General features: G+C 65.8%; 13 protein-coding genes and 1 pseudogene. 6 read left to right on the top strand and 8 right to left on the bottom strand.

All coding sequences use genetic code 11. The features are described 5' to 3' along the window. Window positions 1-12 precede the first annotated feature (12 nt). Together DYQ94_RS18995 and DYQ94_RS18990 are read right to left on the bottom strand one after the other, a co-directional pair. The gene (locus DYQ94_RS18995) at window positions 13-789 is read right to left on the bottom strand and encodes a LytR/AlgR family response regulator transcription factor (RefSeq protein ID WP_102251152.1); all 777 of its coding nucleotides are present in this window, start codon (window positions 787-789) and stop codon (window positions 13-15) included. Beyond that, window positions 786-2,081, bottom strand: a complete 1,296-nt coding sequence (locus DYQ94_RS18990) for a sensor histidine kinase (protein WP_160955158.1) — start codon at window positions 2,079-2,081, stop codon at window positions 786-788. Before DYQ94_RS18990 ends, DYQ94_RS18995 begins: the two co-directional genes overlap by 4 nt. A 314-nt stretch (window positions 2,082-2,395) precedes the next feature. Here DYQ94_RS18990 and DYQ94_RS18985 point away from each other — a divergent pair, with 314 nt between their 5' ends. Then, window positions 2,396-3,610, top strand: a complete 1,215-nt coding sequence (locus DYQ94_RS18985) for an FAD-dependent oxidoreductase (RefSeq protein ID WP_126966588.1) — start codon at window positions 2,396-2,398, stop codon at window positions 3,608-3,610. Window positions 3,611-3,633: 23 nt separating this feature from the next. On the opposite strand, the gene DYQ94_RS18980 is transcribed toward DYQ94_RS18985, so the two are convergent. After that, the gene (locus tag DYQ94_RS18980; protein ID WP_039513305.1) at window positions 3,634-3,828 is read right to left on the bottom strand and encodes a hypothetical protein; all 195 of its coding nucleotides are present in this window, start codon (window positions 3,826-3,828) and stop codon (window positions 3,634-3,636) included. Between the two features lie 543 nt (window positions 3,829-4,371). Here DYQ94_RS18980 and DYQ94_RS18975 point away from each other — a divergent pair. Together DYQ94_RS18975 and DYQ94_RS18970 are read left to right on the top strand one after the other, a co-directional pair. Next, entirely contained in the window at window positions 4,372-4,878 is a 507-nt protein-coding gene (locus DYQ94_RS18975) for a YciE/YciF ferroxidase family protein (protein ID WP_016900918.1), read from the top strand. A gap of 134 nt (window positions 4,879-5,012) precedes the next feature. Continuing rightward, on the top strand, window positions 5,013-5,912 hold the full coding sequence (locus DYQ94_RS18970) for a manganese catalase family protein (RefSeq protein WP_065032931.1): 900 nt from the start codon (window positions 5,013-5,015) through the stop codon (window positions 5,910-5,912). Window positions 5,913-6,174: 262 nt separating this feature from the next. Here the strand turns inward: DYQ94_RS18970 and DYQ94_RS18965 are convergent, their stop codons facing one another. After that, entirely contained in the window at window positions 6,175-6,747 is a 573-nt protein-coding gene (locus tag DYQ94_RS18965) for a hypothetical protein (protein WP_016900920.1), read from the bottom strand. A gap of 264 nt (window positions 6,748-7,011) precedes the next feature. Beyond that, entirely contained in the window at window positions 7,012-10,566 is a 3,555-nt protein-coding gene (locus tag DYQ94_RS18960) for a CheR family methyltransferase (protein ID WP_160955159.1), read from the bottom strand. Between the two features lie 198 nt (window positions 10,567-10,764). On the opposite strand from DYQ94_RS18960, the gene DYQ94_RS18955 reads away from it, so the two are divergent. Further along, window positions 10,765-11,148, top strand: a complete 384-nt coding sequence (locus DYQ94_RS18955) for a response regulator (RefSeq protein WP_024938475.1) — start codon at window positions 10,765-10,767, stop codon at window positions 11,146-11,148. Here DYQ94_RS18955 and DYQ94_RS18950 read toward each other — a convergent pair. From DYQ94_RS18950 to DYQ94_RS18940, 3 genes are all read right to left on the bottom strand, one after another. Continuing rightward, the gene (locus DYQ94_RS18950; RefSeq protein ID WP_065032933.1) at window positions 11,142-11,369 is read right to left on the bottom strand and encodes a hypothetical protein; all 228 of its coding nucleotides are present in this window, start codon (window positions 11,367-11,369) and stop codon (window positions 11,142-11,144) included. The genes DYQ94_RS18955 and DYQ94_RS18950 overlap by 7 nt on opposite strands. After that, a complete protein-coding gene (locus DYQ94_RS18945) occupies window positions 11,369-12,649 on the bottom strand; it encodes a sigma-54-dependent transcriptional regulator (protein ID WP_046344551.1) in 1,281 nt (426 codons plus the stop codon). The genes DYQ94_RS18950 and DYQ94_RS18945 overlap by 1 nt, the downstream gene beginning before the upstream one ends. 563 nt (window positions 12,650-13,212) lie before the next feature. Then, the gene (locus tag DYQ94_RS18940; RefSeq protein WP_016900925.1) at window positions 13,213-13,398 is read right to left on the bottom strand and encodes a hypothetical protein; all 186 of its coding nucleotides are present in this window, start codon (window positions 13,396-13,398) and stop codon (window positions 13,213-13,215) included. Window positions 13,399-13,614: 216 nt separating this feature from the next. On the opposite strand from DYQ94_RS18940, the gene DYQ94_RS18935 reads away from it, so the two are divergent. Together DYQ94_RS18935 and DYQ94_RS18930 are read left to right on the top strand one after the other, a co-directional pair. After that, complete coding sequence (locus DYQ94_RS18935; RefSeq protein WP_126966587.1) at window positions 13,615-14,481, top strand: SDR family oxidoreductase; 867 nt, start codon at window positions 13,615-13,617, stop codon at window positions 14,479-14,481. A gap of 56 nt (window positions 14,482-14,537) precedes the next feature. Then, window positions 14,538-15,718, top strand: a pseudogene (locus DYQ94_RS18930) (ABC transporter ATP-binding protein); the annotation flags it as partial. Between the last annotated feature and the right edge of the window lie 14 nt (window positions 15,719-15,732).

Raw genomic sequence — 15,732 nt, 5'->3', positions numbered from 1 at the left:
CGATCGGGGGAATTACATGCCGCGGAACAGGCTCATGAAGGGCTGGCTGACGGTGAGCGTTTCGCTGCGCCCGCGCAGCGCCAGCCGGCCCTTGCCGGTGTCCTCGCGCACCACCGAGGCGACCGCCTTCATGTTGACGATGGTGGAGCGGTGGATCTGCTTGAACACCTGCGGATCCAGCACGTCGAGCAACTCGCGCAGCGGCGTGCGCAGGATCGCCTCGCCGGCGGCGGTCATCACCGTGGTGTATTTCTGGTCGGCCTGGAAATACGCCACCTCGTCCAGCGCGATCAGGCGCGTCTCGCGGCCGCTGCTGGCGGTGAGCCAGGCCAACGGCGGCGCGGCGCTGGCGGCAGCAGGGCGCGCGGACAGGCGCTGCAACAAGGCCTCCAGCAGCTGGCCGTCCGGCTGGCCGGCGGCAGCGCGTTGCTGCACGCGCTGCCAGGTGGCCTGCAGGCGCTCGCGGCTGATCGGCTTGAGCAGGTAGTCCACCGCGCCGTGTTCGAACGCATCGATGGCGTACTGGTCGTAGGCAGTGACGAACACCACCTGGGTACGCGGGCTGACCTCGCGCAGCGCACGCGCCACCTCGATGCCGGTGAGCCCGGGCATGCGGATATCCAGGAAAACCACATCCGGCTGCTGCGCGGCGATGGTCTCCAGCGCGCCGGCGCCGTCTTCGCATTCGCCCACCACCTGCAGCTGCGGGCACACCTCGGCCAGCAGCGCGAGCAGGGACTGCCGCAGCAACGCTTCGTCTTCGGCGATCACCGCACGCAGCGCGCTCATGCCTGCACCTGCGCGGTGGAGCTGTGCGTGCCTGGCAACGGCGGCGGCATGCGTGTGGCGGTCATCGGCGCCGGCAGCGGCAGGCTGATGGTGGCGGCCACGCCGCTGGGGAAATTGGACACGATGGCAAAGCTCGCCTTGCCGGCGTAGATCAACTGTAGCCGCTCGCGCAGGTTCTTCAGGCCGATGCCGGTGCCCTGGGTGTGGGTGCCGAAGCCCTGGCCATCGTCGGCCACGGTCAGCGTGGCGTGGTCGTCGACGCGACGCGCCAGGATCCATATCGTGCCGCCGCCGGGCTTGGGTTCCAGCCCGTGCTTGATCGCGTTCTCCACCAGGGTCTGCAGCATCATCGAGGGCAGTTGCAGCGCGCGCAGCTCGTACGGCACCTCCACCTGCAGGGCCAGCCGCGTGCCCATGCGGATGCGCAGGATTTCCAGATAGGCCTGGGTGCGTTCGAGTTCCTCGCCCAGGGTGGAGATGGCCCCGTCGGCGCTGGGCAGCGAGCTGCGCAGGTACTGGATCAGGTGCCCGATCATGATCTCCGCGCGCGGTGGGTCGGTGCGTGCCAGCACCTGTGCGCTGGCCAGCGTGTTGTAGAGAAAGTGCGGCTCGACCTGGGCATGCAGCAGGTTCAGGCGGGCCACCGCCAGTTCCTTTTCCATCACCGATTGCTCGGCCGCGGCCTGCTCGTCGCGACGTTGCTCGCCGACCCGGCGCACCACCGCGCGATTGATCGCCTCGGCATTCTCGTAATTGCTGCCTTCGTCCACCGCGAACAGATCCACCCAGGCACCGGCGTCGGGTTCGCACAACACCGTGACGCTGCTGGTGCCCTGCCCCGGCGTGATCGTCACCAGTACCTGATTGCGCTTGATCGCAAAACGCGCGAACAGGTTCCAGCGCGAGGGCTGGCGTCCTTCGTAAGGGTCGATGCGGCGCACCTTGGCGCGGATCAGCAGGCTGCCGGGCGCGCGTTCGATGTCCTGCACGCGCGGCAACGCGCGCACGGCCTCTTCGACCACGGCAAAGCTGGCCTGCACGTCCAGCGGCACCTCGATCTGGCGGCGCTGGCGGGTCGACAAGGTGTCGTGATCCAGCCGCCCGGCGATCAGGCGCACCCGGCGCACATGCGTGATCGCACTCATCAGGGCAAGCGTCAGCAGCACCACGCAGATCAGCCCGAAGAAGGCGCCGGTGGAGCCGAACAACTGCGCCCACATGATCGCAGCCACCAGCAACGCGGCGGCCCAGGCGAACACGATACGCACGATCAGGAAGACGCTGGCAGACACGGGTGGGAGCTCGTTGGGTTGGGACGCGGCGAGCATAGCCGGCAAGCGATCGGGCGAACGCCCCCGGGCGACGAATGGCCGCTGGCGCGGCTTCAACTGCCCGGATCGCGGTGCGAAACCGGCCTGGTCGACGGTGGCAGGCACAGATGCGCGCGGTATGCTCGGCGTGCGCGACCGACGATGCTGCGGGTGCCGGTCGCTGGCGCGCAGCGCAGGGCCTGGCGTTTACCGGTACTGCACCGCGCGCGCTACGCGTGGCCGACCGCGCGGGCGCCGTTATCCCAATCACCTTCTCTACATCGCTCAGGAGCCGCATGCACCGTCGTCATTTCCTGCACAGCGCCGGCCTCGCGCTCGCGGCCGCTTCCACCGGGAGTTGGGCCACGACCGGCAAGGCGGCCGCTGCGCCGTCCTCGCCGCTACCCGCCACGTCGCCGGGCGCCTCGCCCGACCAGTTCGCCGCAGCGCCGCCGCTGGCGCCGATCCGCGCGGCGGTCGATCGCATCATTGCGATCAACGGCTGCACCCGCCCGTTCCGTGCGCAGGGGCCGCGGATCGAGGCCGAACGCATCGGCCGCAAGACGGTGGTGCACAACTATGGACATGGCGGCAGCGGGTGGTCGCTGTCGTGGGGCGCGGCCGAGCATGCGCTGCGGCTGGTGCAGGCCGCCGATGCGGATGCGCGCGAGCTGGCGGTGATCGGCTGCGGCGCGATCGGGCTGACCACCGCGCTGGTGGCGCAACGTGCGGGCCTGCGCGTGCGCATCTATGCGCGCGAGCGCCTGCCGGACGTGCGCTCGTTCTACGCCACCGGCGTGTGGTCGCCGGACTCGCGCGTGTGCACCAGCGAGCACGCCAGCGCCGATTTCAGGACCCGCTGGGAAGAGATGGCGCGCATTTCGTTTCGCCGCTACCAGACCCTGCTGGGCCTGCCGGGCGAGCCGATCGAATGGCGCGATGGCTATGCGTTGTCGGATGTGCCGTTCGATCAACCGAGCGCGTCGGCCGAAGCGCACGAGCCGGACTACCCGCCACTGGAGCGCGACCTGCTCGACGATCTCGGCCCACGCTCGCAACCGGTTGCGCCCGGCAGTCATCCGTTTCCGGTGCCGTTCGTGCGCCGCTACAGCCAGCTGACCTTCAACCTCAGCGCCTACGCGCGCCTGCTGATGGACGACTTTCTGCGGGCCGGCGGCGAGCTGTACACGCGCAACTTCGAGCATCCGCGCCAGTTCGGCCAGCTGCGCGAGAAGATCCTGGTCAATGCCACCGGCTATGGCGCGCGTGCATTGCTTGGCGACGACAGCGTCATCCCGGTACGTGGGCAGACCGCGCGCCTGATTCCGCAACCGGAAGTGACCTACGGCTTGGTCTGGCGCGGCCACAATCTCAATGTGGTGCCACGCCGCGATGGCTTGCTGGTGCAGTCGCAAGGTGCCCACGATTTCAACAACCCCGATGCCACGCCGGATCACGCCGCGTCCGCAGCAGCGGTCCGCGAGCTGGCACGGTTGTTTCCTGCGCGCTGAATCGGTTTTCCCGCGCGTTGCGCTCAGGACTCGCCGAGCGAGGCCTGCAGCGCGCGGGCCAGTGCGGCATCGCCGCTGACCAGCTCGTCCCACCGCAAGGCCACGCCTTTGCGTCGGCCTTTTTCGACCAGCTTCAAGCCCTGCGGGTCGATGACCAGGGTATAGGCCTGCTCGCCGATCTGCAGCTCGCGGCGTAACGGTTTGTCCAACGGCGTCATGGCAGCTCCAGGGGCAAGAACGAGCCATCGGTTGTAGCGCATCGGTCTGCAACAGCGTGCATTCCCGGCAGTGCATGCCGCACGGTGCCGGTGCAATCGCTGCGCGTGCGCATCAACATCCGCGCAATGGCATCGACATCGGCACAGGCGCACCGATGCCGCATGCACGGCCGCGGTCATGCGCGTTGTGCGCATGCATCTCGAGGAGCCGGCATCAACCTCGGTCGATTGCAGTGCAACTGCCCGGCTCGGCGCTGGCGAATCGATTGCATGCGCATCATCACCGCGCCGCTCACGGCACAGGTCGTTATCGCCTCGGCATCACCGCATCTACCGATCGCGCTAACACGCCGACGATTAGCGTAGCGACCATGCGAGACAGCTTGAGCAAGCACGACAACAACGCTGCATTGCAGGCTTGGCGTCACGCCAGGCACTGCGATGCCGCAGTGACGATGCAGCGGGTCCGCACGCAAGCGCAGGCAAGACGCACACACGCTGCACCGCATCGTTTATCTACCTATCCATCCAAAGGAGCCGCCCATGGCGATCAAGACAATTGAAGAGCTTTTCGTCCACGAGCTGTCGGACATCTACAGCGCAGAAAAGCAGTTGACCAAATCGCTGCCGCGCCTGGCACGTGCGGCCACCGAACCCAAGCTGGTGGAAGCGTTCAAGCTGCACCTGGAAGAAACCCAGGGCCAGATCGAACGCATCGACCAGATCGTCGAACTGCTCGGCATCAAGCTCAAGCGCATCAAGTGTGCCGCGATGGAAGGCCTGGTCGAGGAAAGCCGCGAGGTGATCGACGAGATCGAAGAAGGTCCGGTACGCGATGCGGCACTGATCGGCGGCGCACAGAAGGTGGAGCATTACGAGATCGCCTCGTACGGCACCATCGCTGCGATTGCAAAGCAGCTGGGCTACACCGATGCGGTCAGCCTGCTGCTGTCGACGCTGGAAGAAGAAAAGGCCACCGATGAAAAGCTGACCCTGCTCGCCGAGCAAGGCGGCAATCAAAAGGCATCCAAGGCCAGCAAAGCGGCCTGATGCATCGCGCGGGCGGCGCTGCCGCCTGCGTTTGTCCGCATCCTGCGGGCAACCCCCACCCGTAGCCAGCCTCAGGTTTCTGCGCGCATGCCGCGTTGCAGTCGTCGCCGGGCGCCAGCCAGGAAATACGATCCATGTTTATGCATAACAAGCGTCTGATGTACACCGTTCGCGTGGCCGAACCCAATCCGGATCTGGCCACGTTGATGCTCGAGCAGTTCGGCGGACCGCAAGGCGAGCTTGCTGCAGCGATGCGGTACTTCACCCAGGCATTGGGCGAAGACGATCCGGGCCGCAAGGATCTGTTGTTCGATATCGCTACCGAAGAACTGAGCCACCTGGAAATCATCGGCTCGATCATCGCCATGCTCAACAAGGGCCCCAAGGCCGTGTTGTCCGAGGGCATGGAAGAGGCCATGGAGATGCGCTCCATGACCCAGAACAGCACCAGCCACACCCAGCAGATCCTGTATGGCGGTGGCCCGGCCCTGGTCAACTCCAGTGGCGTGCCGTGGACCTCGGCCTATGTCGATTCGATCGGTTGCCCGACTTCGGACATGCGTTCGAACATCGCTGCCGAAGCACGCGCCAAACTGGTCTATGAGCGCCTGATCACCGTCACCGATGATCCGGGCATCGTGGATGCGCTGCGCTTCCTGATGACGCGCGAAGTGGCGCATCAGAAGTCGTTCGAGAAGGCGTTGTACTCCATCGAGCCGAACTTCCCGCCGGGCAAGCTGCCGGGCGACCCGCGCTTTACCGACATCTACTACAACATGTCGCAGGGCGAAGGCGATACGGTCGGCCCGTGGAATGCCGGCGAGCAGTGGGACGTGGTGGCAGACCGTGAGCTGCAGTCCGCAGTCGACGGTGGCGATGGTTCGGCCACGGTTGCGCTGGATGCGACCCAGACCGAGGCACTGGATGCGATGTCGCTGCGCCTTCTGTCCAATCCGGAGCTGGATCGGGTGACCGGTGCAGACCTGGGCGCAGGCCCGGGCGCCGGCTCCACCACCGGCGACATCCAACGCTGATCTTCAGCGCTAGCAGTTGCCGAGACTGGCCCGGGTCGTTCGCGACCCGGGCTTTTTAATGCGTAACCTACTGTGGACAGCGGGCTGCATGCAGTTGGTCGTCTTGCGGTGGTTATCGCGACAACGTCGGCGTGTGATTTGCGACGCCCATGCAACACGGGTGGGTCGATACAAGACGTCGACGAATGCGTAAGGGTTACCGGAGGACTGAAAAGAAAAGAGGCCCGACGGGCCTCTTGGTATCACTGCGTGCCCGCGCCTCTCACACCGGCGCGGCCTGCTGGGCATGCGCTTCGCTGGCCCACTCCGGACGCACGCCTGCTGCGGTGGTGCAGCGTTCCAACCGCCATGGCAGCAGATGACGCATGGCCTCCTCGCCACTGACCTGTAGCCATTGCGTGGCATCGCCTTCGACGCATAACGGGCGTTGTGTCGGCAGGCTGGTCGAGGAAGCGACCAGCAACGAGAACCCCATTTGCAGGCGACCGCCAATGTCCATGACATTGCGCAGGCCCGCGGCGTACAGCGCGCCACCGTCCTGACTCAGCCAGGTCGCCGACGTGGCGCCATCAGCCGATGCGGCGCAGACAAAGCCACACAGCGGGATCAGGCAGCGCTGGGTTTCCCAGATGGCGAGGTCCACGCGCCCCAGCCACTCCGGCTCCTGGGTATTGATCGAGCGCTGCTGTCCCGGAGCACGTCGACCGAAGGTTGCACGCTCCTCGCGCTTGCCGCCACGGTCGGCAACCAGAATGTCGGCATCGGCACCGACACCGATCTCGACCCAGGCATTGCTCGCAACGCGGCCCGACAACTGAAGAATGCGCGTAATCATGTTTACTCCACTGTGCATCTGGATGACAGCAGGAGCTACGCACAATACGCGCCAAGTTTTAGGGATGCCGCGCACTGATGCACCGCAATGGTCCTGCATGACGGCCGTGGCATCGGCATCGTTGCGAGGTGCGAATCCGTCGCAACATGTGCACGCACGCGCAGGAATTTCCGTGAGGGGCGCGTCGGGATGCGCAGCATTTTGCACATCGGCATGGCCGCGCCTGCCGAAGTGCGCACGGACTGCACGCGCGCGTGCAGGTCTCTAGCGCTCGTGCAGCGAGGTCAACGGCAACTGGATCTCGCATTCCAGGCGTGTATCGCTGAGCTCGTAACGCGTCTGTGCGCCATGGCTGTACGGCAGCGCCTTTTCGATCAGACGGCGGCCGAATCCGCCCGCCTGGTCGCGGTCGTCGCGCCGCTGCTGGCTGGCACCTTCCTCGATCCACGACAGCACCAGACGCGCAGAGGCGTCGTTGGTGGACACCACGTCCCAGCGCACCGACAGCGTGCCGGTCTCCACCGCCAGCGCCCCGTACTTGAGCGCATTGGTTGCCAGTTCGTGCAGCGCCAGCGCCAGCGTCTGCACCGTGGACTTGCGAAGCGCCACATCCGGGCCTTCCACCACGATGCGCTGTTGGTCGGGCTCGGCGCCGAGCGCATCCAGCTCCATGCGCAGCAGCGCACCGATGGTGGTGGGCTCGTTGTCCGACTGCGACAACAGTCCTTGCACACGCGACAACGCAGAGAGCCGGTCGTCGAACCTGCCGGCGAATTCCGGCATGCTGTGGCTGGTCTGGACGGTCTGCTTGGCAACCGACTGCACCACGGTGATCAGGTTGCGGGTGCGGTGCTGCAATTCGCTGACCAGCACGCGCTGTTCGTCCTGCAGGCGGCGCAAATTGTCCGATTCGGTCGAGGTTCCCAGCCATTCCAGCACCTGGCCGCGCTCGTCCAGCACCGGCGCGCTGCGCGTATGGAACCAGCGGTAGCCGTCTTCGGCTGCGTTGAACAGGCGGTGTTCCACATCCAGCCCGCCGGTACGCGCACTGTCATGCCAGGCATTCAGGGTCAGCTCGCGCTCGTCCGGATGCACCACCTGCAGCCAGCCCAGTTCCAGGCTCTCGCCATCGCGCTGGCCGGTGTAGCTGGACCATTGCGGGCTGGACCAGGTCCAGCGGCCGCCATCGAGCGAGCGCCACACCAGTTGCGGAATGCCTTCCATCAAGGTGCGCAGGCGCTGCTCGCTGCTGCGCAACGCGCGCTCGGCGCGTGTCAGCGGGGTGACGTCCATGAAGGTCAACACCGCACCGCCGATGAAATTGTTGACGGTGCGGTACGGCAGTACGCGCACCATGTAGCGCGCGCGCGTGGCGGGGTTTTCCACCTCGCGGTCCAGCACCGCCAGCGTGCGGATCACCCGGCGCACATCGTCCTGCAGTTCATCGTAGGCCACGTGCAGCTTGATGTTGCTGATCGGCCGGTGGATGTCACTTTCCACCAGCGGCAGGATGTCGGTGACCGCGGGAGTGAAGTTGGTGACGCGCAGCTCGTTGTCCAGGAACACGGTGGCGATCTGGGTGCTTTCCAGCAGGTTCTTCAGGTCGCTGTTGGCATGCGCGAGTTCCTGCACGCGGTGGGCCAGCTCGCCGTTGACCGTGGTGACCTCCTCGTTGACCGACTGCAGCTCTTCCTTGGAGGTTTCCAGCTCTTCGTTGGCGCTCTGCAGTTCTTCGTTGAGCGACTGGTACTCCTCGTTGGAGGACTTGAGCTCCTCGTTGGTGCTTTCCAGCTCCTCGATCATCGACTGCAGGCGCTCGCGGGTCATGCGCAGCTCGTTCTCCAGCGCCTGCACGTGCGCATTGTCGGACACGGTATCTTTCGGCGGCGCCAGCTCGGCCAGTTCACGCGCTTCCACTTCCTGGAACAAGACCACATAGCCGCGCGGCACGTCCGAATCGGAGGTCGGCTCCACGAACAGGTCCACCGCCAGGGTCGCCGCGTCCTCGTGCATCTGGATGCCCCTGGCCTGCACCGGCGTCATGTCCGCTTCGGCACGGCTGAGCGCGCTGCGCAACTCCAGCCGCAGGTCGCGGTGAACCAGGTTGAGCAGGTTGAGGCTGGGTGCGCCGCCGCCGGGACGAATGAAACGCCCGGCCTGGGAAGAGAAATGCAGCACGTCGAAATGCTCGTCCAGCACCGCATAGGCCGGGGCATAGCGATCGGCGATGCGCTCGCCGGCGCGCACCAGTGCATTGCTGACACTGTGCTGCTGGCGGTTGGCCGCCGGTGCATGGCCGTCCAGTCCGAGCGAAGATGACGGGAAGGTCGCATGCATGCGGCTGTCGGCATCGATCTTCTGGAACACGCGGAAGCTGCGCTCCACCGGTGCGAACAACTTGGCATGCCGCGAGACGTTTTCGGCGTTGCCCAGGAACAGATAGCCGCCGGGCTTGAGGGCGAAGTGAAACACCGGGATCACCCGGTTTTGCAGCTCGGCGTCCAGGTAGATCAGCAGATTGCGGCACGACACCAGATCCAGCCGCGAGAACGGCGGGTCCTTGACGATGCTGTGCTGCGAGAACACGCACAGCTCGCGCAGCTGCTTGCTCACCACATAGGTATCGCCCTCCTTGACGAACCAGCGCTGCAGGCGCTCCGGCCCCACGTCGGCGACGATGCTGGACGAATAACGCCCCACCCGTGCGATGGCCAACGCCCGCCCGTCGATGTCGCTGGCGAAGATCTGGATGCGCGGCGCCACGTCCAGCGTCTGCGCATGCTCGCGCAACAGCATCGCCAACGAATAGGCCTCTTCGCCGGTGGAGCAACCCAGCACCCACACCCGCAGGTGATCGCCCGGCTGCTTGCCCTGGAACAGGCGCGGAATCACCTGCTGCTCCAGAAACTCGAACTCGCGGCGGTCGCGGAAGAACTGGGTGACGCCGATCAGCAGATCGTTGAACAGCAGCAGCGGTTCGTCGAAGCGGCTGCGCAGCTGCTCCAGATACTGCTCCAGCGTGTCCACCTGCACCACCTGCATGCGTCGCTGCACGCGGCGCAGGAACGTGGCGCGCTTGTACCCGTGGAAATCATGGCCGGTGGCATTGCGCAGGATGCTGGCGACCTGGCTGAGCTGATCGTTCTCGCTGCCGTTGCGCACGCCCACCGGTGCCGGATGACCGAAGCGATGGTGGCGTTGCATATGCGCGGCGATGCGTGCGGCCACGCGCGGCAGCGGCAGGATGTCGTCGCTGATGGCGGCCGGGTTGCCGGAACTGCGCAGATCCATGCCATGTAACGACGGGTCGTCCACCGCCAGCGCCAGACCGCCACATTCCTTGATCGCGGCGGTGCCCAGGGTGCCGTCGCCATCGAAGCGGCCCATGATCAGGCCGATCACGTTGCCGTCCTGGTCGTGCGCCATCGAAACGAAGAAACTGTCGATCAAGCCGTGATCGCTGGCTTCCTCCAACGGGCGCAGCCGCAGCCGGCCTTCTTCCAGGGTCACCAGGGTCTGGCTGGGCGGTAGGTAAATGCGCCCGGGATGCAGCGCATCGCCATCCTCCGGCGCCAGCAGCAGGCTGGATTGCGGGCCGAGCAACTCACGCAGGCGCGGCTCGTCCAGCAGGTGGCGATCGCGCAACAACAGCATGATGACCAGATTGGGCGCCCCGGCGACCGCGTCGAGCAGCTCGGCCAGGCGGGTGGCATCCAGGCCATCGGCGCCGACACCGAGAACGAATAACGGCGGTGGCGCCACGGCGTCGTGCACAGGGGTCGCTGCGGTGTCGTCGCAGGAAGTGTCGTCGTCAGTCATCGCATCGATCGCGTCGGGTGTGAGGCGCAATCGTCAATGATGGCGCAAACCCGCCTCTACTGCTACGCGGCGTCTGAGCGGTACAGCTGCCTTGCACGACCGGTTCTGGAAGCGCCTGCTTACGCGCGGCGTTAACCGACGCGACGCGCACTATGGCTTGCGCGTCGCCAGATAGCGCCACCGCTCCAGGAGCTCGCCATGCAGGACAATCCACTCAACGGCCGTCGCATCCTCGTGGTCGAGGACGATTATCTGCTGGCCGAATCGCTCAACGATCTGTTGGTGGAAGCCGGCGTCTATGTACTCGGGCCGGTGGGCAATGTGCCGGAGGCATTGTCGCTGGTGGCCTCCGGCCAGACCATCGACGGCGCTTTGCTCGACGTCAACGTGCGTGGCCAACCGGTGTTTCCGGTCGCCGATGCGCTGTTGGAGCGCGGCGTGCCGTTCTCGTTCTGCTCCGGCTACGACCGCTACACGCTACCGCCGCGGTTTGCGCACCTGTCGTACTGCATGAAGCCCTACAACCCGCGCACCATCACCGCCCTGCTCAGCAACCAGACCCAGCCTGCCGAGCATTACTGATCGGTGCTGTCGGTGGACATCGCATCGTCCTGGCGCAGGGCGCGCTCTTCTTCGCCCAGTTGATTGAGCAACTCCACCGCCGACTGATGGGTAGTGCGCAGGGTTTCCATGGGCTTGGAGGTCTCGTTGCGTAACGCATACAACGCAAAGCCCATCACGTTGAGGCGGTTGCGCAACTGATGCAGCAGCTCGCGCCGCCGCCCCTGGGATGCATCGCCCACTACGCGTCCTTGTCGCTGAGCCGGTTGTGCAAAGTGCGCACACTGATCCCCAACTCGCGCGCCGCTGCCTTCTTGTTGAAACGCGTGCGCGCCAGCGCTGCCTCGATCATGGCGTCCTCGGCCTGGCGCATGGTCCATCCCGCCGGAATCAGCAAGCCGTCTTCGTCGGCCTGCGGCACGGTCTGCACCACATCCGGCGCGCTCAGCAGATCGCCGTCCGCGCGCAGGTACAGATAGCGGATGAACGAGCGCAGCTCGCGCACGTTGCCCGGCCAGGTGTGGTAGGCCAGATAGCGTAGCAACGACTTGGTCGGCAGCTTGCGGGTGCCGTACTTGACGTTGAGCTCATCGATCACGCGCAGGCCCAGCAGCCGCGCATCGCCACGACGCTCGCGCAGCGGCGGCACCTGGATCGGGTACTCGTTGAGCCGGTAGAACAGATCCTCGCGCAGCACGCCGTGCTCGCGTTGCACATGCTGGTGGGTTGCCGCGACCACGCGCGCGTCCAGCGGGATCTCCTCGCTGCCTCCCACGCGCATGAAGCTGCGCGACTCGATCGCGCGCAGCAGGTAGACCTGCAGGCGGGTCGGCATCTCGCCGATCTCATCCAGGAACAGCGTGCCATCGGCGGCCTGCTCCAGGAAGCCGGCGTGCCGACGATCGGCACCGGTGAAGCTGCCGCGCTCGTGGCCGAACAACTGGCTGGCGAGCAGCTCCTCGGGAATGGCACCGCAGTTGACCGGCACGAAGCGACCACGCCGGCCGGAGACCCGGTGGATCGCGCGCGCGACCAGATCCTTGCCTGTGCCGGTCTCGCCGGTCACCAGCACATTCAGATCGGTCGGCGCCACGCGCAGGATGTCCTTGCGCAGCAGCACGATGCTGTCGCTGTTGCCGATGATGCCCAGATTGCCCTGCTGCGCGTCGCGCAGGCCGCCGAGCACGCGCTCCAGCCGCTCGGGCGCAAACGGCTTGGTGAGGAACTCACTGACGCCGAACTGCTGCGCGCGGCCCTGGGTTTCGTAGGCGTAATCGCCCGAAACCACCACAATCTGCGGCGTGTGATCCGGGTCGAGCCGTTCGATGAGATCGAAACCGCTACCGTCGGGCAGACCAACGTCCACCACCAACAGGTCGGGGAAGTTGCTGTCCAGCCAACGGCTGGCTTCGCCAAGGGTGTGGATGCCCTTGGCACGGAAGCCGCTATCGGTGGCTAACTCAACCACCTGATCGCAGAACTCCACGTCGTCGTCGATGATGGCGCAGGAAAGACGGTCCATGGGCGCTTCTGTCCGCAATGACTAATACATGTTCAGTTGAGAATTGTGACGGCTGCGCGAAAAACGCGCCTGTACGTCACCACGAGATGGCACATCCGTGTCACGGCCATCCGGCCGTATGGCGCCCGCTTCCCCCCAAGTCGAGCTCGCCGTAAATGGTCGACCGAAGTACGCATGGCGGCGCTGGATTACGCCAGTGCCAAGCGTCATGGTCGGGGTCGGTCAGCGCGTCGTCTTGGGCGAAACGCCAAGGAGCGCAAGGTTTGCGGGAGATGGAGGGCAGCCCGGACACGGGTGCCGTTGGACTGAGCTGACGGATCAGCTCGCTTGGCTTGCGCTACGACGCGCCTGCTGGACTGTCGGCTCGCGCCGACGTGGATCATTGCCGGTGGATGCCTTGTGCACGCCCGGCCGCGAGCCGTCGGATGCGCTGTGGTGCCAATAGCCTACGCACCGGCCGTGGAGAAAACGTGTATGGGGCGGCCAAGGCCGGCGCTGTGACACGACGGCAGAGTTGCGTGCGCCTACATCGCGAACGCCGGAACTGCAGCGTCCAGCGCGGCTCAGCGCTTCTCGGAGCCGTCCGGTCGCTCGTAATCGTGCTCGGGGTCGGCCTTGTTCACATCGCGGTCTTCGTCGGGCATGTCGTGCACCTTCCACTCCACATCCTCGTTGCGCTGTTCCTGCGGCGTAAACGGCTTTTGCTGGTCGTCGTCCGGGCCCCATGGCTTTTTCGGTTCGCTGCCCATCGTCGTTCTCCTGCGTTTGTGGTCGTGAGCCCACGCTAGGCCGGCGTGCATTGCACAGCAGTGAACAAAGCTGCGCGATGGCGTGAAGCAATCGCCGCATGCACAAGCGGCGCCATCGACAACACACACGCCGCCGACATCGCCTATCCCGCCCGTTTACGTCTGCGCACGCACACTGCCGCTCATCGTGATGCGTCACACCGCCAGGAGACTGAAATGCCCGTACCCAATTACCCGCACCCGCCATTCAAGCCGCAGCAGCAGAACTTTCCCGGGCGTACCGAGAAGATGGACCCGCGCCCGGATCACGGCGAAGACAGTTATGTCGGCCATGGGCAGCTCACCGGCAAGCGTGCCCTGATCACCGGCGGCGACAGCGGCATCGGTGCGGCCGTGGCGATCGCCTATGCACGCGAGGGTGCCGACGTGGCGATCGCCTATCTTCCCGACGAGCAGGAAGACGCCGCCAGAATCGGCGCATTGATCGAAAAGGCCGGCGTCAAGGCCTTGCTGGTGGGCTGCGACATCAGCGACCCGGCCCAGGCGGCTACGTTGATCCAACAGGTCAACAGCACGTTCGGCGGCCTGGATATCCTGGTCAACAACGCCGGCTATCAGAAATATTTTGAGAACTTCGAAGACATCACGCTGGACGAATGGCGCAAGACCTTCGACACCAACGTGCATGCCGTGTTCCACCTGGTGCAGTTGTCGGTACCGCTGATGAAAGACGGCGGCTCCATCATCAATACCGCCTCGGTGCAGTCCAAGAAGCCGACGCCGAACATCCTGCCGTATGCCGCCACCAAGGGCGCGCTGGCCAACCTGACGATTGGCCTGGCGGGCGTACTGGCCGACAAGCACATCCGCGTCAACGCGGTGCTGCCGGGCCCGATCTGGACGCCGTTCATTCCGGCCGGCATGGACGAGGAGTCGGTGGAAAACTTCGGCGGCCAGACGCCAATGGGCCGCCCCGGGCAACCGGTGGAGCTGGCATCGGCATACGTGATGCTGGCAGCCGATACCGCCAGCTACACCTCGGGCACATTGCTCACCATTGCCGGTGGCGCGGTCACGCTGTAACGCCGTCCAGCGCTGCAGCTGCGCGCAAAGCCCGCCTCGCTTGCTTAGCGAGGCGGCAGGCCGCGCGCGTGGGCGGCGAGCTGGTGGATGCAGTGTCCACTGTGTGGACGATCAAGGCGTTTACGGCGCGCGACCGTGAAAGCGCGCGGCTTGCCGAGCAGATCGGCGACGAGGCGGTCGCCCACCGCCGCAGCTGGATGTACGTGGAAAAGCCCGCGTGATCCACGACATCTGCCTGTCGGTGATGGCCGGCGGCATGCTGATCTGGGCGATCAGCATGTGGCGCGCCGGCATGGTGAGCGCGGGCGACGTGGTGCTGGTCAGCGCGCTGACCTTCCGCATCCTGCACGGCTCGCGCGACCTGGCGCTGACGCTGGTTGACACCACCCAGCAGCTGGGCGCCATCGCCGACACGCTGCAGATCATCCTGCAACCGCATGCCATCGTCGATGCGGACGCGCCGCTGGCCCCGGCCCTGGCCCAGGGCGATGTGCGGTTCGAACAGGTGCGCTTTGCCTATCCGGATCGGGCGGCGGTGCTGGATGGATTGAACCTGCACATCCCTGCCGGCCAGAAGGTCGGCATCGTCGGGCCCTCCGGTGCCGGCACGTCCACCTTGATCGCGCTGATCCAGCGTCTGGACGATGTGCAATCCGGACGCGTGCTGATCGATGGCCAGGACATCCGCAGCGTCAGCCAGGACAGCATGCGCGAAAAGATTGCGGTGGTCCCGCAGGAAACTGCGCTGTTCAATCGCAGCATTGCCGATAACATCCGCTACGGCCGCCCGGAGGCCAGCGATGCGGAGGTGCAGGACGCGGCGCGGCACGCATTCTGCGATGGCTTCATCCGGCAACTGCCGCAGGGCTACGACACCCAGGTCGGCGAACGCGGGGTCATGCTCTCCGGTGGTCAGCGCCAGCGTCTGGGCATCGCCCGCGCGTTCCTGAAGGACCCGCCGATCCTGATCCTGGACGAAGCCACCTCGGCACTGGATACCGAATCGGAAGCGGAAATCCAGGCCGCGCTGGATCACCTGATGCGCGACCGCACGGTGCTGGCGGTGGCGCATCGTCTGTCCACGGTGATCGGCTTCGATCGTATCGTGGTTTTGCAGGAAGGCCGCGTGGTCGAAGATGGCAACCCGGCACAGCTGCGTGGTCACGGTGGTGTGTTCGATGGCCTGTGGCAACGCCAGGCGGCGGGATTCGAGCAGGCTGCGCCTGATCAGCAATGACGACTGCTTGGAGA

The sequence above is a fragment of the Xanthomonas sp. LMG 8993 genome, assembly GCF_009835065.2.
Taxonomy (GTDB): Bacteria; Pseudomonadota; Gammaproteobacteria; order Xanthomonadales; family Xanthomonadaceae; genus Xanthomonas; species Xanthomonas arboricola.
The sequence above is the reverse complement of the archived record's forward strand: the minus strand, read 5'-3'. Positions and strand labels throughout refer to the sequence as shown.